The organism is Rheinheimera lutimaris, assembly GCF_013283795.1.
In the GTDB taxonomy this organism is placed as follows: Bacteria; Pseudomonadota; Gammaproteobacteria; order Enterobacterales; family Alteromonadaceae; genus Alishewanella; species Alishewanella lutimaris.
In genome coordinates, this window is sequence record NZ_JABSOD010000009.1 from 85,999 (window position 1) to 107,805 (window position 21,807).

A 21,807-nucleotide genomic window follows, 5' to 3' on the forward strand; every position below is an offset into this window, starting at 1 on the left:
CGCGGGGGCGGTTGCAATGCAGTTTACGTAAAGGTAAAGTTGCCGCCGATAATAATCAGAACAAACCGGTGTCCGTTTAAGCGGGCACAAAACGGGGAGAGCGGTAAATACCGCTATAATGAGTCAGTAGTGCCGGCCCGACACCAAGGCCGGGCCGGCACTGCTAACCGCATGTCCAACACGTATAACAAACAAGAGACACCCTATGACTAACCCAAATAACGCCACCATTACCACGGTGCACACTGCGGAGTTTACCGCCGGTGATGCGTTAAAAATTCCTACGCTGCGCATGTTACGCGACGATGGCAGCCTGTACGAAGGTGCAACAGCACCGGAGCTGGACAAGGCCACCGCGCTTAAAATGTACGACACCATGGTGTTTACCCGGGTGCTGGACGAGCGCATGCTGGCAGCACAACGTCAGGGCCGCATCAGCTTTTATATGCAGTGTCTGGGCGAAGAAGCCGCTACCGTTGGCAGTGCCGCCGCGCTGGACGATAAAGACATGATTATGGCGCAATACCGTGAACAGGGGGCATTGCGTTATCGTGGCTTTACGCTGGAGCAGTTTATGAACCAGCTGTTCTCCAACGAAAAAGATTTGGGTAAAGGCCGGCAGATGCCGGTGCATTACGGCAGTAAAGATATTTACTACATGACAATATCCTCACCGCTGGGTACGCAAATTCCGCAGGCCAGTGGTTATGCCTATGCGCAAAAGCTGCGCGGTTTGGCCAACACCACTATTTGTTATTTCGGTGAAGGCGCCGCCTCTGAAGGCGATTTTCACGCTGGCTTAAATATGGCTGCAGTGCATAAAGCACCGGTGATCTTCTTCTGTCGTAATAATGGTTATGCTATCTCTACGCCGGCTAACGAGCAGTTTGTCGGCGACGGTATTGCCTGTCGTGCAGTAGGTTATGGCATGAAAGCACTACGGGTAGACGGCGCGGATATTTTAGCTGTGTACCATGCTACCAAAATGGCGCGTGAGCATGCCCTTAAACATAACGAGCCGGTGTTGATCGAATCTATCGCTTATCGTTTAGGTGCGCACTCGTCCTCTGATGACCCAAGTGGCTATCGCTCAAAAGAAGAAGAAGAGAAGTGGCGCCAGAATGACCCGATCGCCCGTTACCGCTTATGGTTGATTGAAAAAGGCTGGCTAAAAGATGCTGATGATAAAGCGACCATCGAAGCGCTGCGCAGCGAAATTCTGGATGCGTTAAAAGTGGCAGAAAAAGTGGCTAAGCCCGGCATTGAACACCTTATTTCTGATGTGTATGCTCAGCCGATCCCGGCACTACAACAACAACTGGACGAATTAAAAGCGCATATCCGTAAATACCCGGATGCGTATCCGGTAACGGCGGGGAGATTAGACTAATGGCAAAGATGAATATGTTGCAGGCCATTAATAATGCGCTTGATTTAGCAATGGCCAAAGACGACAGCGTAGTGTGTTTTGGCGAAGACGTCGGCCATTTTGGTGGTGTATTTCGCGCTACCAGTAAATTGCAGGAAAAATACGGCAAAGCGCGCTGCTTTAATACGCCGTTAACCGAGCAGGGTATCGCCGGTTTTGCCAATGGTATGGCGGCGCAAGGCATGAAGCCGGTAGCGGAAATTCAGTTTGCCGACTATATCTTCCCGGCGTTTGACCAAATCGTAAACGAAACTGCCAAGTTCCGTTACCGCTCAGGTAACGAGTTTAATGTTGGCGGCATTGTATTTCGCAGCCCTTATGGCGGCGGTATTGCCGGTGGCCATTATCACAGCCAGTCACCGGAGGCCTATTTTGCCCATACGCCGGGCTTAAAAGTGGTGATCCCGCGTGATCCCTATCAGGCCAAGGGCTTGTTGCTGGCGTCTATCGCCAGCCCGGATCCGGTTATTTTCTTTGAGCCGAAAAAGCTGTACCGCGCCTCCACCGGCGAAGTGCCGGAAGACTATTACGAAATAGAGCTGGGTAAAGCCGAAGTGACCCAACAGGGTAAAGACATTACCGTGCTGGCTTGGGGCGCGCAAATGGAAATCGTGCAAAAAGCGGTTGAGATGGCCGAAAAAGACGGCATTTCCTGCGAAGTGATTGACCTGCGCAGCATCTTACCGTGGGACGCTGATACGGTAGCAGCCTCGGTGAAGAAAACCGGCCGCCTGCTGATAAACCATGAAGCGCCGTTAACCGGTGGTTTTGCCGGTGAAATTGCGGCCACCATCCAGCAAATGTGCTTTTTACATCTGGAAAGCCCGATTGAACGCGTATGCGGTATGGACACACCGTACCCGCTGGCGCTGGAAAAAGAGTATGTGGCGGATCACTTAAAAACCTATGAAGCGATCAAACGCTCAATCAACTTTTAACGGAGGCGGCAATGAAAACAGATTTTATTCTGCCGGATATCGGTGAAGGTATTGTTGAGTGTGAAATTGTTGACTGGCTGGTGGCCGAGGGCGACACCATCACTGAAGATCAACCGGTATGTGATGTGATGACCGACAAAGCGCTGGTACAAATTCCGGCGGTACATAACGGTGTGGTAAGCAAGTTGTATTATGCCAAGGGCGAGATTGCTAAAGTGCATGCACCGTTGTTTGAAATGCAGGTTGCAGGCACAGCAAACAGCAGCGATGCTCAACCAGCACCAGCACCAGCACCAGCACCAGCACCAGCACCAGCGGTAACGGCGGCGAACGGCAGCGAAGATTTTATTCTGCCGGATATCGGTGAAGGTATTGTTGAGTGTGAAATTGTCGATTGGCTGGTGGCAGAAGGTGATGATATCGTTGAAGATCAGCCGGTATGCGATGTGATGACCGATAAAGCGCTGGTGCAAATTCCGGCCAAGTACTCGGGTAAAATTACTAAGCTGTACTACGGCAAAGGTGAAGTTGCCAGGGTGCACTCGCCACTGTTTGCCATGACACATGCCGGTACGGCAGCTGCACAGACCGCGCAGCCAACAGCGGCATGCCCAACTGCTGCAGCAACACAGCAAGCCACTGCTGCCAGTGCGCCGGTAGCGGCTGTCACACCGGCGGTGCAGGGTAAAGCTCTGGCCAGCCCGGCAGTGCGCCGTTTAGCCCGTGAGCTGAATATCGATTTGGCCAAAGTAGCCGGCAGTGGTGATAAAGGCCGGGTATATAAAGAGGATGTGCGCGCTTTTGCTGATGGTAAGCAAGCCTCACCTGTGGCAGCTCCGCAGCAAGTCAAAGCGGTAACACCCGCGCCAGCTGCCGTATCCGGCGGTAGTCGCACTGAGCCCATCAAAGGCATTAAAGCGGCGATGGCGCGGCAAATGGTGGAATCGGTGTCGACTATTCCGCACTTTACTTACTGTGAAGAGATTGATTTAACCGATCTGATTGCCTTGCGCTTAAGTTTGAAAGATCAGTACGCTAAGCAGGGTGTAAAGCTGACCATGATGCCGTTTTTTATCAAGGCGCTGTCGTTGGCCATTAATCAGTTCCCGATTATGAACGCCAAAGTTAATGCTGATTGTACTGAGCTTACCTACTTTGATGATCACAATATCGGCATAGCAGTGGACTCAAAAATTGGCTTGCTGGTGCCGAATATCAAAGGTTGTCAGCATAAGTCTATTATTGATATCGCCAATGATTTAACCCGCTTAACCGAGCAGGCGCGGGAAGGGCGGGTAAGCCCGGCCGATTTAAAAGGCGGTACTATCAGTATCTCCAATATCGGAGCGTTGGGCGGTACTGTCGCCACGCCAATTATCAACAAGCCGGAGCTGGCGATAGTGGCGCTGGGTAAAGTGCAAACGCTGCCACGCTTTAACAGTAAAGGCGAGGTGGAAGCGCGCCAACTGATGCAGATCAGCTGGTCGGGCGATCACCGCGTTATTGACGGCGGCACCATAGCGCGCTTTACCAATCTGTGGAAACAGTATCTGGAGCAGCCATCAGCCATGTTAGTGGCTATGCGCTGACAGTAGATATTTGAGCTTGGCAGCTAAGCGGCTTTCTGCTAAAACCCACTCATTGTAGTGGGTTTTTTTATCAGTGTTTGGCTCAGGGATTGTTATGCACGAATTTGATGACTTACGGGTATTGGTGCAGGCGCACAGCCCGCTGATTGTAATTGAAAGCTATGAAGAGCCGCGCGCGCTATTACTGATCAAGCGCTTGGCAGTAAACTTAATGCGTCCGGTGTTTAAGTGGACCATTACTGACGGTTTACAGCGGCTGGATAGTGAGCAGGGTAGCCAGGCGTTTAATGCAGATCCAACAAATTTACTGGCACAAATCAAAGGCACGCGTAACAGCAGTATTTATGTGTTGTGTGACTTTCATCCGTTTTTGTCTGATCCCAAGCATGTGCGTTATATCAAAGAGATTGCCCAGGCACATGAGCAGCTTGGTCACACTATTATGCTGTTAAGCCACGCCATAGAAGTGCCGCCGGAACTTGCCCGCTTGTGCTACCGCTTTGAGCTGAGTTTGCCATCTGATCAGCAAATACGCCAGTTAGTGCATGATATGGCCGACAGCTATGCGGCTAAGCACGGCATGCTGGCTGACCTAAGTGCTGAGAATGTGGCCTTGCTGGTGCAGAATTTACGCGGTTTAACTTTTGATGAGGTAAAACGGTTGGCTTATAAAGCCATTGCAGATGACGGTGCCATTACAAAAGAGGATATCCCGCGTATTAACCGCGCCAAGTTCAGCTTGTTGCAAACCGATGGCGTGTTGTCCCAGGTATTCGACAGCGGCAGCTTTGCTAATGTAATAGGCTTACATAATCTTAAGCAGTGGATAGCGCAGCGCCAACAGGCTTTTGTCGATAACGGGAAAGACACGCCAAAAGGTTTATTGTTAACCGGTGTGCAGGGTACCGGCAAAAGTCTGGCGGCTAAAGCCATTGCCGGTAGCTGGGGCTTGCCGTTACTGCGGCTGGATATGGCGGCACTGTACAATAAGTACATTGGTGAAACTGAAAAAAATCTCGCCCAAGCATTGGCGCTGGCCGATGCCATGTCACCTTGCGTGTTATGGATAGATGAAATAGAAAAAGGCTTGTCCGGTGGTGACAGCGACAACGGTGTTACGCGACGTTTGCTCGGCAGTTTTCTGACCTGGTTGTCAGAGCGTAAATCACAGGTGTTTCTGGTCGCCACCGCTAACAATATCCACGAATTAGCACCGGAGCTGCTGCGTAAAGGCCGCTTTGATGAAATCTTCTTTGTCGACTTACCCGGCGACGACGAGTGTTTACAGCTGCTCAGATTGCATTTGGCCAGGCGGCAACTGAGCCTGCCGGATGAGGCACTGCAACAGGCCATGGCATTATGCCGTGGTTTTTCCGGTGCAGAGCTGGAGCAAGCGGTGGTCGGTGCCGGTTTTCGCGCCCGCGCCGCCGGCACTGAGTTCAGCCTACCGCATTTAATGGACGAGTTGTCAGCAACACAGCCGCTGTCGGTGGTGATGGCAGAGCAAATTAATGCGCTGCGCCAATGGGCGCTTGAGCGCTGTGTGAAAGCCTGAGGCCCTATGCAGTATAAAAACCAGTTGCGTAACTTTTATATTCCGGAAGAGCAGTCGATTTACCTGCTAAATGCCAATGATGCGAAAAAGCTGAAAGATTGGGTGGCATTGTGTATTTCTGAACTGGAAAAACTCGGTTACAGCCAGATTGAACTGATTGGCAAAGGCGCCTATGGTTTTGCTTTTGCCGGGCTGGATACCAGTGAGCAAGCCTGCGTATTTAAATTCTCACGCATCAATTTGCCGCAGCATATTCAGGACAGGCTGGCAGACGAAGCCTATATGTTATCGCAGGCGCAGCATCCGAACGTACCGCGCTATATCACGTACCAGGTGGTTAAAAAGCAAGGCATTCTGATGATGCAGCGCGGCGCCGGTATCGATTTAGAGCATTACAGCTTAAAGCATGGCCGCTTAAGTGCCCGACTGTTAGTCGACATTGCCTGTCAGCTGGCGGATGTACTGTTGGCCCTGCGCAGCAATATCAAGGACGGCGAGCTGCAACCTATTGTACATGGTGATGTTAAGCCGTCGAATCTGGTGTTTGACGAGCTAAACGGCCATGTCAGTCTGATTGACTGGGGCTCGTCGGTATTTGCTCAGTTGGATGCCAACGGCCAGTATTTGGCCAATAACGTCATGCAGTTGATGTCGGCAGATTTACAAAACTCCAATGCGCGGATGGGCGATGTGTATTTTATCGGCCCCGAGCAACGTGCCGGCGCTTTGTCCAGCCCGCGCTTTGACGAGCAGGGCGTTGCCGGCACCTTGTATGCGCTGGCATCCGGTCAGTCATGTCGTTTTGGCTGTAAAGCGATACCGGCGCGCAGCCTGGGGTTACCGGTAGAGTTTGCCACTATGCTCGACAGTATGCTGTCAGACGATGCCACGTTACGGGCGCAGGCCGGTGACTATTTTTTACAGCAGATGCCCGCACTAAAACGCTTAGTCTTGCCGCAGCTGGCTTTGTTTGATGATACACCGTTGTTGCCGGTGTGGGTAAGCCCACAGGTGCGTGAGCTGGATACGGTAGTGTATTCATCACGTAAGTCATTTTTACGTGAGCACAGCGAAGAAGAGGGCATTGCCTATGTCGATGATGTGCAACTGGAGCGTTACTACAAAAACTATTTACAAGGTATGGGCGAAACCGAAAAAGCCTTTGTCGCGGCAGTAAGCCGGCTGGCGCGTTTTCCTGTGGTCGGTGGCCTGGCTATTCATTGGCAGGCCGGCGGTGTTTATATTGATTCAAGCCTGAATTTATATGACGACAGCCTGGCGTCGTCTTTTGCCTTGTCAGTCAATAATGTGGTAACGCTGGCGCGCGCCATTGCCAAGGTGGGTATTTTTAAAGCCTGCTTATTTAATGCCCGCAATACGCTGCATATCAGCCGAAACAGCGTTAGCGAGCCGTTTGCTGCGCCGGTGGACGCAGTTATTCCGTATCAGTTAGCCCCGGTTCTGAGCAACGAAGACGCCAGTAAGCAGCATTCTTATTTTGAAGATGGTAAAGACCCGGATGAGCAATTGATTTTGCCCGATGCCATTATGGACGATATTGCTAAACTGAACTTAATCCGGCACACCGGCTGTATTATTTTCGAAGTAACCGCCTTATATATGAAGATCCACAGTTACTACCGCTTACTGGACCCGGCCGCAGAGCCACAGTTTAAGTATTTACTGCAAAGTATTTTGCACAAAGTGGCACTGATAAGCGGCGAGGGGGTTGGTGGCTTTATGAAGCTGCCCTACAAAGATACACGGTTTTTCAGCCACCAGGCGCAGCAGCCGGTACGCTATTATCCGGCCAATCCGCATAAAGCAGATATGCCTTAAGCCAAATGCTTGTATAAATATCAGCCAAATACCGCTTAAGCTGCATGAAAACAGCCGATGGCAGCAAATCTTTGCCCTGAAGTGGTTTAAATTGTCAGGTAAAACGGGTAATGTACAGGTTTTGAGCTTTAGTCAGAATCCCATATTTCATGTCCAATGAGAAAACCGCGTTATACCGGCTGCTGAATCAGCAGGCGCAGGCTTTAATCGAGCACGAACCCGATCTTATTGCCAATATGGCAAACTTAAGTGCGCTGTTATTTAATCAGCTGCCTGATTTAAACTGGGCAGGGTTTTACATTATGCGTAATGGTGAATTGGTACTTGGACCCTTTCAGGGCCAGGTAGCATGCGTGCGCATTGCTGTAGGTAAGGGCGTCTGTGGTACAGCTGTTGCCAGCGGCGAGGTGCAACTGGTTAAAGATGTGCACGAATTTCCGGGCCACATTGCTTGTGATGCCGCCAGTAATTCCGAAATAGTGTTACCACTGCGTCACAATGGTGAGATTATTGCCGTACTGGATATCGACAGCCCGCAATTAGCACGGTTTGATACCGACGACCAGGCAGGGCTTGAGCAGCTTATTCAGCTTTTTGAAAAGCACCTGGCTGTTACGCTATGAAAGATGCAATCTCAATTCACGACTACCTGTTTGATGTAGCCGATATCGGTGACTGGGAAGGTGATGAAGAGCTGGTAACAGATAAAGTAAACGCGGTTTATCATAGTGTCTGGCAGGCATTGCCGGATGATATTACTGCCGATCAGGTAGAGCATTTGCTGCCTGGCATATGGGATCAATTGCGTGGCGGTACTGTGCTGCTTGAAGCCGATGAAGATGAATTAATAGATTGGGCGTTGGCTTATGTTCGCCAACAGCTGGAAGAAGGTATACCGCAAACGGATACCGCAGATGAAGAAGAGTGAAGCGTTAATGACCACCCCAACCGAACAACATGTTAAAGCCACTTCAGTTAAAGATGTTTTGGCTTACCTTTCCAGCCAATTTCCGGCTTGCTTTAGTCTGACCGGTGAAGCGAAACCTCTGAAAATTGGTATTTTTCAGGATTTAGCTCAACGTCTGGAACAAGACACTACGGTAAGTAAAACCCAGTTGCGTCAGGCACTGCGTGTTTACACGTCCAGTTGGCGCTATCTTGAGGCCACTAAAGTGGGCGTTGCCCGCGTTGATCTGGATGGTGTTACCGGCGTAGTAATAGATGAGGCTCAGGCCGAACACGCACTGAAAACATTGGAAGAAAGTAAAGCCAGAGCGGCGGAAAAGCGCAAAGCTAAGATAGCTGAAGCAAAAGCGAAAAATCCACAGCCAACGGCTGTAGACAAACCTGGTTACAAAAAAACAGCGAACAAAAAGCCCGCTGGCTCATCTAAAGGTACTAAGGTTAATCAAAAACCGGTTAAGCCAGAGGCAGAGCAACAAGCCAAACCCGCAGTGCAGTTACAACCGGTAGCAGCAGAGCATGTGGTAGTAGGCGGCAAAGTATTGCTGAAGCTCGGCCAAAGCCCGATGTTAGCGACAGTACTGGAAGTCAGCAAAGACGATGTGACTGTCCAACTCGGGTCTGGTATGGTGATAAAAACACGTCAGGACAGTTTGTATTTGGCGTGAACAACTCAGAGTAGCTTATGAAAAAATTATCAGTACTTGCGACAGCCCTAATCGTTGCTTTAAGTATAAATGCGTCTGCGGATCCGAAACCCGATGAACTAATTTTACCTGCTATTACGCAAGGCGCGCAGCATGCGACGGCGAGTAAAAGAATCACCGCATTATTTACCCGCGGCCATTATTCTGAAGTGCAGCTTGATGATGAACTGTCGTCCAGAATGTTTGATACCTATCTGAAAAATCTGGATTATTACCGCAACGTACTGACTAAAGCCGATATTGATTTGTTTGAGCAATATCGCGACAAGTTCGACGATGGCATTAACAAAGGCAATTTAGGTTTTGCTTTTGATATGTTTAATCTGACGCTGGAGCGACGCTCACAGCGGTTTGATTACGCATTAAAGCTGTTAGAGAAAGACTTCGATTTTAGCGTTGATGATGCTTATGTTTATGACCGTGAAGATGTCGCCTGGCCTGCAGACCAGGCTGAGCTGAATGAAATATGGCGTCAGCGTGTCAAGTTTGATGTGCTTAATCTGAAGTTAGCCGGTAAAACCGATGAAGAAGCGAAAACCGTTTTAACCAAACGTTACCGTACTACGCAAAAGCGTTTGACACAAACTGAAAGTGAAGATGTGTTTCAGTTGGTAATGAACTCTTTCGCCCGCAGTATTGAAGCACATACCTCGTATTTATCACCACGTAATGCTGATCGGTTCCAGCAGGAGATGAATTTGTCTCTGGAAGGTATCGGTGCAGTGTTGCGTGCAGATGAAGACTACACCGTGATCCAAAGTCTTGTGCCGGGCGGTCCGGCAGATACTACGCAAAAACTTAAGCCAAAAGATAAAATTATTGGTGTTGCCCAGGATAAAGCCGAGTTTGTTGATGTTATCGGTTGGCGGTTGGATGATGTGGTCGATTTAATAAAGGGCCCGAAAGGCAGCACTGTGCGGCTGCAGGTGGTGGGTGCTAATGATATTGGCACCAGCCAGGCTAAAGTGATTAGCATAGTGCGTGACAAAATCCGGCTGGAAGATCGGGCAGCAAAAGCCGAAGTCTTTCAGCCGCAATTGTCCGAACTTGATCAGAAAATTGGCGTAATCAGTATTCCCGGGTTCTACAATAACCTGGCGGAAGATGTCAAAAAGCTGCTGGCTGAACTAAATGAAAGTAAAGTTGATGGCATTATCGTTGATTTGCGCGGCAACGGTGGTGGTTCACTGCAGGAAGCGACATTACTGACCGGCTTGTTTATCGACCGTGGTCCGGTAGTGCAAATTCGCGAAGGTGACGGCAAGGTGTCGGTATCACAGGACAACGACGGCGTAAGCTACTACGACGGCCCGTTGACAGTAATGGTTGATCGCTACAGTGCATCAGCGTCTGAGATCTTCGCCGCAGCGATGCAAGACTACGGTCGTGCATTAGTAGTCGGCGAACAAACTTTTGGTAAGGGTACTGTACAGCAGCACCGCGGTTTAGGCCGCATTTATGATATGTTTGACAGTCCGTTAGGTAGCGTGCAATACACCATTGCCAAGTTTTACCGTATTAATGGCGGCAGTACGCAACATAAAGGGGTTATTCCTGATATTCCGTTTCCAAGTGCGGTAGACCCTGCTGAGTGGGGCGAAAGCAAAGAAGAGTATGCATTGCCATGGGATTCCATTAACGCAGCTAAATACGACGCACTGAATGACCTGGCGTTGTTAGTACCGGCACTGCAGGAGAAGCATCAGGCCCGTATCAACACTGAGGTAGAGTTTCAGTACTTGCTGCAGGATATTGCGGAGTATCAACAACGCTTAGACGAAAAAACTGTATCATTGAAACAAACTGAGCGGGTTGCCGAGCGTGACAAAACCAAAGCAGAGCAACTGGTAAGGGTGAATGAGCGACTGAAACGCTTTGGTTTGCCGGCAGTCACCTCACTTGATGACGTGCCGGAAAAACTGGAAGAAATAGACCCGTTTTTAGAAGAAGCAGCCAATATTACTGCTGATTTAAAAATGATCAGCCGTCTGGCAAAAAAATAACAGCTGCACATGTCCCACATGTCTACAAGGCGGTATTTAATACCGCCTTTTGCTAATTAGTACAAAAGTATAATAATTATAAAGGTTTAGTTATGTCATCACGCCAATCCATGCATGGCCAATGGTCCAGTCGTCTCGCCTTTATCCTCGCTGCAACCGGCGCCGCCGTTGGTTTGGGTAATATTTGGAAATTCCCTTACATTATGGGGCAAAACGGCGGCGGTGCTTTTGTACTGGTGTATCTGTTATGTATTTTGCTTATCGGTATTCCGATAATGATGGCAGAAGTGATGATAGGGCGGCGCGGACGGCAAAGCCCCGGCCACTCGGTAAAAACCCTGGCACTGGAAGCGCATGCGCATACCCGCTGGCAAATCGCTGGTTGGAGCGGGTTGATTGCAAGCTACCTTATTTTATCGTTTTATGCTGTTATTGCCGGCTGGGCGTTATCTTATGTGTTCAAAACCGCCAGTGGTAGTTTAACTGGAGTTACCGCAGCGGCTGCAGGGGAAACATTTAACCAGTTTATCAGTGACCCGGTTACATTAATGACGTGGTCCGGCGTTATATTGTTGGCCACCGTGCTGGTGGTAGGTAAGGGAGTGCACCGTGGGTTAGAGAAAACGGTTAACTACCTGATGCCGTCTTTATTGGTGCTGTTAGTTATTATGGCGGTGTACTCCGGTATCAACGGTGCTTTTTCTCAGGCGGTTGATTTTATTTTTAAACCGGATTTTTCCAAGCTCACCGTAAACGGCGTATTGCTGGCACTGGGGCACGCGTTTTTCAGTCTCAGTCTGGCGTCAGGTGCCATGATGATTTACGGTGCTTACCTACCGGCTAACGTATCTATTGTTAAAACTTCAATTTGGATTGCGCTGGCTGATACTTCTGTTGCTTTACTGGCTGGTATGGCCATTTATCCGTTGGTATTTCAATACGGTTTATCACCTGACGGTGGTCCCGGATTAATTTTTGTCACCTTACCGATAGCTTTTGGCAGCATGCCAATGGGCACATTATTTGGTACGGTATTTTTTGTTATGTTGGTGTTTGCCGCCTTTACCTCTGCTATTGCCATGATTGAGTCTACTGTTGCCTGGTTGGTTGAGTCTAAAGGTTTAAGCCGTTGGCAGGCGACTATCGGCACCGGGTTGTCACTATGGGTTATCGGACTGCTAACCGTGTTCTCATTCTCCGGCGCTTCGTGGGCCAGCTTTGAGCTGAATATTATGGGCAAGCCCATCAACAACTTCTTTGAGGCCGTTGATTATCTGACGTCCGCTATTATGCTGCCGCTGGGCGGTTTGATTGTTGCCGTTTTCGCCGGCTGGATTATGAAGCAGCACGTCAGTAAAGAGGAACTTAATACTCATATAATCGCATATAGCATGTGGCGTTTTGCGATCCGTTGGTTTACGCCGCTGGCAATCTTTATCGTCTTTTTAAACTTAATTGGTGTGCTATAAGCGCTGTGATGTGACTAAAACAGAGAACAAAACATGAAAAACACAGTTAAAGATCCAAATTTTACCGATGCAGCAATACCGCTGATTGTATTGGTTATTTTATTATCAGCGTCGGTGTATTTATTTGGCGACAATTCCTCTTATGGCCCCAATCAAATAGCGTTGTTTATGGCGACGGCCGTAGCTGTGGTTATTGGTCTGAAAAATGGCTATCGCTGGTCAGTAATTGAAAAAGCTATGGTGAAGGGCATTTCACTGTCATTGGGTGCGGTACTTATTTTGTTGTCAGTAGGTGCATTGATAGGTACATGGATGCTGTCGGGTACGGTGCCGACGTTAATTTATTATGGTTTGCAGTTACTTAGCCCAAGTTGGTTTTATGCTGCCAGTTGCTTGCTGTGTGGCATAGTGGCGATGAGCATCGGCAGCTCGTGGACTACAGCAGCGACAATCGGTGTTGCTTTGATTGGCGTGGCAACAGGGCTTGGTTTATCACCTGCTATTACTGCCGGTGCTATCGTATCAGGCGCATATTTCGGTGATAAAATTTCGCCGCTGAGCGAAACCACTAACCTGGCACCGGCCGTTGCCGGTGCTGATTTGTTTGACCATATCCGGCATATGCTGTGGACTACGGTGCCCAGCTTTGCTTTGGCGTTGTTGCTGTTTACTGTCATTGGTTTCAGCTCAGATGTCAGCGCTGATTTTGCCCGCATTGAACAAATCAGCGTGGTATTGCAGCAGAATTTCTCTATCAGTTTTTTATCATTAATCCCGTTGTTTGTGCTGTTGGCAATGGCCGTTAAGAAAGTGCCGGCGTTTCCTACGGTATTTATCGGCGCACTTCTCGGTGCCATATGGGCGCTGTTTTTTCAACAGGACCTGATAGCAAAAATGGTCGGAACCGAGCAAAGTTATGCGATAGGTGCAGTTAAACTAATTTGGCATACTTTTCATGCCGGCTTTAGTATTGAAACCGGTAATGCCAGCTTAAATGACTTACTCAGCGGTGGCGGCATGGCCAGTATGTTAAATACGGTGTGGCTGGTATTCTGCGCCATGATGTTTGGTGCCACCATTGAAAAAATCGGTCTGTTACGCAAATTTGTACAATCTATCCTGCATTTTGCCAAAAGTACCGGTTCACTCATCACCAGCACTATTGCTACCTGTTTTGCCACTAACGTGCTGACAGCTGATCAATATATGTCGATTGTAATGCCCGGAAGGATGTTTAAAGAAGAGTATGAACGCCGCGGCCTGGCACCGGTGAATTTGTCGCGCACGCTGGAAGACGGCGGTACCATTACCAGCCCGTTGATCCCGTGGAATACCTGTGGTGCCTATATGCACAGTGTGTTGCAGGTTAGCCCGCTGGACTATGCGATGTATGCCTTTTTTAATCTTATTAACCCGGTGCTGGCGATTATCTATGCCTATTGCGGTATTAAGATCCTTAAGCTGACGCCACCTGATTCTGTGGTGCAGCAAGCTGCTAAAGCCTGAAGCCAAAAAGCCTGATCTGATCAGGCTTTTTCGTCATTATACTCAACGTAAGCTAACTCCAATTTATTAAGGCGTTTGTATGACCGCTAATACCAACACCCGAAACGTAAAATCCCGTCATGATTATCAGCCTCCGGCTTTTATTATCAGCACGGTAAAGCTGTGTTTTGAACTGGACAATACCGCTACCAAAGTTACGTCGGTAATGCAGTTACAGCGCCGGCAAGCCGGCGCGCCGCTAAAACTTGATGGCCAACATTTACAGTTACTCAGTGTAGCGGTAAATGGTAAGCAATTATCTGAACACGAATACCGGCTGGATGATGAAAGCCTGACCTTGGATACACTGCCGGACAGCTTTGAATTAACCGTAGTAACGCAATTGTCACCGCAAACCAATACTGCGTTAGAAGGCTTATACCTTGCCGGTCAGACGTTTTGCACTCAATGTGAAGCTGAAGGTTTTCGCCGTATCAGTTATTTTTTAGATCGGCCTGACGTATTAGCGGAGTATTTTGTCACCATTATAGCTCCGGCTGAGCAGTATCCGTTTTTATTGTCGAACGGCAATAAGCTGTCTGAACATATTGATAGCGCCGGCAACCGGGTAGTGCAGTGGCACGATCCTTTTGCCAAACCCTGCTATTTGTTCGCCCTGGTAGCAGGTGACTTTGACCGCTTAACCGAGCGCTTTGTTACGCAAAGTGGCCGTGACGTCAGTTTAGAGTTATATGTCGACAAAGGTGCGGCGGCCAAAGGCGAGTTTGCGCTGCAGGCATTAAAGCGTGCTATGCGCTGGGATGAACAGCGCTTTAATTTGGAATATGACCTGGACATATACATGGTGGTGGCAGTCGATTTCTTTAATATGGGGGCCATGGAGAATAAAGGTTTAAACATATTTAACAGCAAATATGTATTAGCGGATGCTGGTACTGCGACGGACAAAGATTACTTTAATATTGAATCTATTATCGGTCATGAATATTTCCATAACTGGACCGGCAATCGTGTTACCTGCCGTGACTGGTTTCAGTTGAGTTTAAAAGAAGGCTTAACGGTATTTCGTGATCAAGAGTTCAGTGCCGATATGGGCTCACCAACTTTGTGTCGCATAGATGCGGTAAAATTGATCCGCACCGCCCAGTTTGCCGAAGATGCCGGGCCAATGGCACATCCGATCCGGCCGGAGCAAGTGCTGGAGATGAACAACTTTTATACCGTGACGGTATACGACAAAGGCGCGGAAGTGATCCGCATGCTGCAAACGTTGCTTGGCCGTAACGGCTTTGCTGCCGGGCTGGCACTTTACTTACAGCGTCATGATGGACAAGCGGTAACCTGCGATGATTTTTTGCAGGCGATGCAAGATGCAACCGCTAAGGACTTAAGTCGCTTTGCACTGTGGTATAGCCAATCAGGCACGCCAGAGCTTGCGGTAAGCCAGCATTATGATGCGCCATCGGCGCAGTTAACGTTGAACCTGAGCCAGCATACACCGGCTACAACCGATCAGCCTATAAAACAGGCGCTGATGCTGCCGGTACAAATTGAGCTGTTATTCGCTGACGGCACGAAACAGCAACATTTGTTGGTGATGCAAGAAGCGTCACAGCAATTTTTACTGCCGGAAATTCACACTGAACCTGTGGTGGTATGGTTGGAGCATTTTTCTGCCCCGGTGAAGCTCAAAGCAGATATAGACGACCGGCATTTGCTGTTTATTGCCGGCAACGCCAGTGATGGTGTTGCCCGTTGGGATGCCATGCAGCAATTTTGGAGCCGTAAGGTTGCGCAGGCTATTGCCGGTAACGCAGTTGAGGATGTGTTGCCGGAGGCACTAGTGAGCATGATGGCATCCTGGTTGCAGCAGCCGGAGCCCGATCTGGCGTTAACGGCAGAATTACTGTCGTTGCCGGATTTTGACACTCTGGCAGAGCAATACCAGCAAGTTCCGGTGGACGGCATTTTAGCCGCACTTGCCGGCTTTAAACAGCTGTTGGCAATGCGCTTGCGCGAGCCTTTGCTGCAATGTTATCAGCGTTTGCCGCTGTCAGCATATCATTATGATCAAGCCGCTGCTGCACAGCGACGGCTGCGCAGCTTATGCTTACACTATTTGGCGCTATCTGCTGTTGATGCAACCGAATTGCTTCAACAACATTATCAAAGCGCCGATAATATGACCGATACTATGGCTGCATTGGCTGCCAGTCAGCAGGCACAACCGGCGACATTTAACCTGCTAATCGACGATTTCGCACAGCGTTGGCAACATGATGCCCTGGTGATGGATAAATGTTTTGCCCTGGTGGCATCCGACCCGGCAGAGCAGGTGTTCGATGGCATAGAAACCATGCTGCGTCATCCGTTGTTCAGTTGGCATAACCCTAATCGCGTAAGAGCACTGTACTCCGCCTTTAGTATGCGCAACCCACAGCAATTTCACCGGCTTGACGGCAAGGGCTACGCAGCATTAGAGCAGGTAGTCGGTAAACTCGATGGCATTAATGCCCAGGTTGCTGCACGTTTAATTACGCCTTTATTAAGTTGGCGCCGGTTTGACCCTGTACGGCAGCAATTAATGCAGGCCGCATTACAACGCTTGGCCAACATACCCGGACTGAGCAATGATGTGTATGAAAAGGTCAACAGAAGCCTGACATGATGCGGCACTACTTTTTTAACGCTATGCTCAGTGCAGAGCAGTGCTACAGCTACTATCGTGGTGATGTAAAGTATGTTGTGGTAACAGCGGATAGTGGCGAGCGGATCCAGCTACAATTCCGGCATTTTCAACCTTTTGTCGGGGTTAGTGGTATACGGGGGCGTTTCAGGCTGACATTGGATAATAATGCGGCTTTTATCAGCCTGGAAAAAATTAATTAGAGTATATACTTTAAACAGTGAATTAAAACAATAGCTTGCAGTTAGAGCTGGTTTGACCTTTAATTTCATTAGCTTATCGCAACTTATTTTGCCACGTTGTTGTATGGTTAAACCTGTATAGCGTAAAAAAGGTTAAAACTTAGACGCTTTTAAAAAAAACTGAATAAAAATCAACAGATTTACGTGACAGCAAGCCTTGCTTGCAACTTGAAATGATGTAATTATTTTAATGAAGTAAGCTGAGCTCGGATCAGTTAGCTTGGTCATATAATTAAAAAGACACTACTAAAAAACCTGCGGGACAGGGGGGGAGATAACAAGATGAATAAAAGGTCAATAACCTTTGCTAAGAAACCCTTAGCCATAGGTGTTGCTTCAGCGCTGTTTGCCTTGTCAATGGCACCGGCACAAGCAGCATCGTGGAACCTGGGTGATGTTGACATCACTTTTGATTCTACATTTTCATACGGCGGTAGCTGGAGGATGGAAGATCGTAATTTTGATACGATCAGTAAAGTTAACCACCCGCGGTTTGATTGGGAAGGTTATAACGCCGGTACCAACGAAGTGCTGTATTCAAACTCGCAAATTTGGATGGAGCCGGGGGCCTACTCAAGCAATGGTGATGCCGGTAATTTGAATTACGATAGAGGTGATATGTTCAGCAGCCTGTTTAAAGGCTTGCATGAATTATCTATCAAAAAAGATAATATCGGTTTATTTACCCGTTTTATGTACTTCTACGATTTTGCCTTAATGGACAATGACGGTGCCTATACCAACCCTGTATCAGGACAGCGCGTTGATCCTTGTGCCGACAGCGATGCACGAGATTTGACGTGCCGAGATATTCGTTTGCTGGACGCTTATGTCTACGGTAATTTCAGCTTTAACGACGGTATGAATCCGGTGACGGTTAAACTAGGCCAGCAGGTGTTAAGCTGGGGTGAGAGCACCCTTATACAGCACGGTATTAATATTACACCTATCGATGTTGGTGTAGCCCGTGCGCCCGGAGCTGAGCTCAAAGAAGCTTATATTCCTGTTGGTATGGCCACGTTAAATATTGGTTTAACAGAGAATCTGTCAACAGAGCTGTTTTATCAGTACGAGTGGGTAAACAGTTACCTGCCTGTACCCGGTACTTATTTTTCTACCAATGACTTTGCAGGCGAAGGCGGTTATGCCCAGAATGTACAGTTAGGCTTTGCCGGTAATCCTGATATCGATCTTTTCCATCTGTTACAACGGCTGAATGAAATTGGTGCCGATTTACGTAGTGGTGATCTTACCCAAGAGCAGGCCATAGCCCGGTATCTGCAATATCCAACTAAAGTTACCTTACGACCTTATGGCAGTGAAGGTGATATTAAGCCAAAAGATGGTGGTCAGTACGGCATTAAATTTGAGTATTTTGCCCCTGATTTAAATGATACCGAGTTTGCTGTTTATTATATGAATTATCACAGCCGTACACCCGTGATATCAGGCGTAGCAGCTGATTTCGGGCTTGCTTCTGTCGGCCGCGATCTTGCTTATCTGGCCGGTAATAATATTACTAAAGAGAATATTGCTCAATTAAGCACATTCTCCAAAGCCAAAATCGAGTATCCGGAAGATATTAAGTTATACGGTTTTAGCTTTAACACTACATTAGGTGAAACCTCGGTTGCCGGTGAAATTGCGTATCGTCAGGATGAGCCTCTGCAAATTGATGACGTGGAAATCCTATATGCCGGTATGCCTGAACAATTAGGTAATGCCTGTGCAGCACCTGCTGCACAAAGAGTTATTTGCCGCGAAGATTTAATTGGTATATCACAAATTGGTCGTGATATTGGCGCGAAAGTACAACCGGGTGCTGCTGCTCAGGGTTATATTTTGAGCGACACCATTCAGGCGCAAATGACCTTCACGCATTTGGTAGGGCCTGCGCTGGGTTCAGATAACATCAGCCTGTTAGCAGAAGTTGGTGGTATCCGTATTCAGGATATGCCGGATCAAAGCGTGCTGCGTTTAAATGGCCCTAATACTGACCGTAGTGGTGCACCGTTGTTAAATGGCAATGGCGATCCTATACCCGGCTTACATACCGGTTTATCTAACGGCGCAGAAACTAACCCGTTTCCTACAGCATCTGCCTGGGGCTACCGGTTGCTGGCTAAAGCAGATTACAATAACGTCTTCGCCGGTGTTAACCTGTCACAGCGCATGGTGTTTTCGCATGACGTGAATGGTATTACTCCGGACCCGTTGTTTATGTTTGTGGAAGATCGTAAATCATTGGCTTACGCAGTGAGCTTTGATTATCTGAGCAAATGGTCAGGCGAGTTGTCATACAACGTATTTTGGGGCGGTCAGGGCACAACAAACAACGTAGAAGACCGTGACTTTATCTCTTTTAACATCAAGTACTCTATTTAAGGGACGAGCACTAATTATGAAAAAACTCACCCTAATTTCATCGGCTGTTGCCCTGATATTAAGCTGCTCTGTAGCGGCTAAAATAACGCCGGAGCAGGCAGCGAGACTGGGCAACGATTTAACTCCGCTGGGCGCGGAAAAAGCCGGCAATGCTGACGGTTCTATTCCTGCCTGGACCGGCGGTATTACTGCAGCACCAGCTGGTTACACTGCGGGTATGCATCACCCTGATCCGTTTGCAGCGGATAAAGTGTTAATGACCATCGACAGCAGCAATGTTAATGAATACAAAAGCTTGTTAAGTCCCGGGCAAATTAAGTTATTTGAAATTTACCCCGACACTTACAAGATGAATATTTATCAATCGCGTCGTACCGCTTCTTATCCGCAGTATGTCTATGATGCAACTAAAAGTATTGCAACAAAGGCCGAGCTGATTGAAGGTGGCAACGGTATCGTTAATGCTGCTATCGGTATTCCGTTCCCAATTCCGCAGAACGGTTTGGAAGCAGTGTGGAACCATTTGCTGCGTTTTCGTGGTGTAGCAGCCAGTCGTAATGGTGGCCAGGCCGCACCTACTGCTGCTGGTGCTTACACTATCATAGGTTTTGACGAGCAGATTATGTTCAAGTATTCAGAGCCTAATGCCACAGCAGAAGCGTTAACCGCTGAAAATATTCTGTTCCGTTTTAAGCAAGGTGTAACGTCTCCGGCGCGTTTAGCCGGTACCGCCTTGCTGGTGCATGAAACGATGGACCAGGTTAAAACACCACGTCAGGCATGGACTTACAATACCGGCCAACGCCGTGTGCGTCGTGCACCAAACGTAGCTTATGATGCACCTGGTACAGCATCTGACGGCTTGCGCACCACAGACGATTTTGACATGTTTAACGGCTCACCGGATCGCTACAACTGGAATCTGGTAGGTAAGCAGGAACTCTATATTCCTTACAACAGCTATAAATTACACGGTAACGACGTGAAATATGCTGACTTACTGATGGCCGGTCATATTAACCCTGAGCATGTACGCTGGGAAAAGCACCGCGTTTGGGTGGTTGAAGCCACGTTGAAAGATGGCACCCGCCATGTATACGGCAAACGGGTATTCTATATTGACGAAGATAGCTGGCAAATCCATGTTGCCGACTTGTATGACAACAGAAATGAGTTATATCGGGTCGCTGTAGCGCATGGCTTGAACTATTATGAAGTACCAACGCACTGGAGTACTCTGGAGGTATATCATGATCTTAATTCACGCCGCTACATCGCTATCGGCTTGGATAACGAAGATAAGATGTATGACTTCGGTGTTAGTCTGACCGATGCTGATTTCACGCCGGCAGCACTGCGTCGTGAAGGTACGCGGTAACTTCATTGTGATGTAACGACGGTTGGCCTGGTGCCAACCGTTTTTATTTTTAACTTTTCATAGAGTAAAAACTCAGCATATGTATAAAAAAATTATTTGGTTAGCGGCGCTGTACACGGCTGTATCCGCAACCTCATTTCTAGCCAGAGCCGCTGATAGTGTACAGCCTGACGCCGCTTACCAGATGCCGCTGGCTACTGAAGCATTGTTAACTGATATTGTTAGTGTACAGCAGCAACGTTTAGTTGTAGTGGGCGAGCGCGGTCATATCTTGTTTAGTGATGATGCAACAAGTTGGACCCAGGCGCAGGTTCCGGTGCAATCTAATTTGACCAGTGTATTTTTTATCGATAAAAATCGCGGTTGGGCAGTGGGGCACGATGCCACCATTTTGATGACAGAAGATGCCGGTGCAACCTGGCATATTCAGTATTTTGCACCTGAAAAAGATAAACCGCTGTTTGATATTTACTTTAGTGACGCGCAACATGGTGTTGCGGTCGGCGCCTATGGCATGTTTTTGCGCACTAATGATGGCGGCAAAAACTGGCAACCACATTTTCATGCCGAATTATTGTCAGATGAAGATCGCGAGTATTTAGATGAATTGAAAGATACTGATCCGGACAGTTATCAGTCAGAGTCTGAGGCGCTGTTGCCACATTTTAACCGGTTATTTGCTGACGGTAATGTGTTGTATATAGTAGGTGAGGCCGGTTTTGTTGCTAAAAGCAGCGATAAAGGTGCCAGTTGGCAACGATTGGACGCATTTTATAATGGCTCGTTATTTGATTTGATCCGTACACCACAAATGTCTCTGCTGGCCGCAGGTTTACGTGGCCATGCTTTTCTCAGTAACGATCAAGGCGACAGTTGGCAGCAAATTGCGCTGAGTGAAACTGCGACATTAAACAGTGCTTTTGCTGACCCAAGCGGCGCTGTTTATCTGGTCGGTAACGCCGGCAGTTTATTGATCAGCCGTGACGGTGCTGCAGATTTTACTGATTATTCCCGCGCTGACGGCAAAGCGATAGTTAATGGCCTGGTGTGGCGTGAACAACTGATTCTGGTGACTGAAGCGGGCATTAAAAGCATCAACCTGAGTGAATTAAAATAAC

The 21,807-nt window shown here is 48.3% G+C and carries 16 protein-coding genes; all 16 read left to right on the forward strand.

All coding sequences use genetic code 11. From position 1 onward, the window contains the following. Positions 1–205 precede the first annotated feature (205 nt). Positions 206–1,390 (forward strand): thiamine pyrophosphate-dependent dehydrogenase E1 component subunit alpha, encoded by a 1,185-nt coding sequence (locus HRH59_RS10970; RefSeq protein WP_173501308.1) that lies wholly within the window; start codon positions 206–208, stop codon positions 1,388–1,390. Then, on the forward strand, positions 1,390–2,367 hold the full coding sequence (locus tag HRH59_RS10975; RefSeq protein WP_173501309.1) for an alpha-ketoacid dehydrogenase subunit beta: 978 nt from the start codon (positions 1,390–1,392) through the stop codon (positions 2,365–2,367). The genes HRH59_RS10970 and HRH59_RS10975 overlap by 1 nt, the downstream gene beginning before the upstream one ends. A gap of 11 nt (positions 2,368–2,378) precedes the next feature. Continuing rightward, positions 2,379–3,956, forward strand: coding sequence for a dihydrolipoyllysine-residue acetyltransferase (locus tag HRH59_RS10980; protein ID WP_173501310.1), 1,578 nt, complete (start codon positions 2,379–2,381; stop codon positions 3,954–3,956). 94 nt (positions 3,957–4,050) lie between these two features. Next, a complete protein-coding gene (locus HRH59_RS10985) occupies positions 4,051–5,511 on the forward strand; it encodes an AAA family ATPase (RefSeq protein WP_173501311.1) in 1,461 nt (486 codons plus the stop codon). A 6-nt stretch (positions 5,512–5,517) separates the two neighbouring features. Further along, on the forward strand, positions 5,518–7,350 hold the full coding sequence (locus tag HRH59_RS10990) for a protein kinase domain-containing protein (protein WP_173501312.1): 1,833 nt from the start codon (positions 5,518–5,520) through the stop codon (positions 7,348–7,350). 149 nt (positions 7,351–7,499) lie between these two features. Next, positions 7,500–7,973, forward strand: a complete 474-nt coding sequence (locus tag HRH59_RS10995) for a GAF domain-containing protein (protein ID WP_173501313.1) — start codon at positions 7,500–7,502, stop codon at positions 7,971–7,973. Then, the gene (locus tag HRH59_RS11000) at positions 7,970–8,278 is read left to right on the forward strand and encodes a hypothetical protein (protein ID WP_173501314.1); all 309 of its coding nucleotides are present in this window, start codon (positions 7,970–7,972) and stop codon (positions 8,276–8,278) included. The genes HRH59_RS10995 and HRH59_RS11000 overlap by 4 nt, the downstream gene beginning before the upstream one ends. After that, complete coding sequence (gene proQ, locus HRH59_RS11005) at positions 8,265–8,981, forward strand: RNA chaperone ProQ (protein WP_231702470.1); 717 nt, start codon at positions 8,265–8,267, stop codon at positions 8,979–8,981. Before HRH59_RS11000 ends, proQ begins: the two co-directional genes overlap by 14 nt. Before the next feature lie 17 nt (positions 8,982–8,998). Next, the gene (gene prc, locus HRH59_RS11010) at positions 8,999–11,023 is read left to right on the forward strand and encodes a carboxy terminal-processing peptidase (RefSeq protein ID WP_173501315.1); all 2,025 of its coding nucleotides are present in this window, start codon (positions 8,999–9,001) and stop codon (positions 11,021–11,023) included. A 92-nt stretch (positions 11,024–11,115) separates the two neighbouring features. Next, complete coding sequence (locus HRH59_RS11015) at positions 11,116–12,492, forward strand: sodium-dependent transporter (protein ID WP_218573501.1); 1,377 nt, start codon at positions 11,116–11,118, stop codon at positions 12,490–12,492. A 33-nt stretch (positions 12,493–12,525) separates the two neighbouring features. Further along, positions 12,526–13,998 (forward strand): Na+/H+ antiporter NhaC, encoded by a 1,473-nt coding sequence (gene nhaC, locus HRH59_RS11020; RefSeq protein WP_173501316.1) that lies wholly within the window; start codon positions 12,526–12,528, stop codon positions 13,996–13,998. A 79-nt stretch (positions 13,999–14,077) separates the two neighbouring features. Then, positions 14,078–16,666, forward strand: a complete 2,589-nt coding sequence (gene pepN, locus HRH59_RS11025) for an aminopeptidase N (RefSeq protein ID WP_173501317.1) — start codon at positions 14,078–14,080, stop codon at positions 16,664–16,666. Then, complete coding sequence (locus tag HRH59_RS11030) at positions 16,663–16,887, forward strand: DUF2835 family protein (protein WP_173501318.1); 225 nt, start codon at positions 16,663–16,665, stop codon at positions 16,885–16,887. The genes pepN and HRH59_RS11030 overlap by 4 nt, the downstream gene beginning before the upstream one ends. A gap of 321 nt (positions 16,888–17,208) precedes the next feature. After that, a complete protein-coding gene (locus HRH59_RS11035; RefSeq protein WP_173501319.1) occupies positions 17,209–19,311 on the forward strand; it encodes a DUF1302 domain-containing protein in 2,103 nt (700 codons plus the stop codon). A 16-nt stretch (positions 19,312–19,327) separates the two neighbouring features. Continuing rightward, positions 19,328–20,689: a DUF1329 domain-containing protein gene (locus HRH59_RS11040; RefSeq protein WP_173501320.1), complete on the forward strand. Its 1,362-nt coding sequence runs from the start codon at positions 19,328–19,330 to the stop codon at positions 20,687–20,689. A gap of 79 nt (positions 20,690–20,768) precedes the next feature. Beyond that, positions 20,769–21,806 (forward strand): WD40/YVTN/BNR-like repeat-containing protein, encoded by a 1,038-nt coding sequence (locus tag HRH59_RS11045; RefSeq protein ID WP_173501321.1) that lies wholly within the window; start codon positions 20,769–20,771, stop codon positions 21,804–21,806. The last annotated feature ends 1 nt before the right edge of the window (position 21,807 follow it).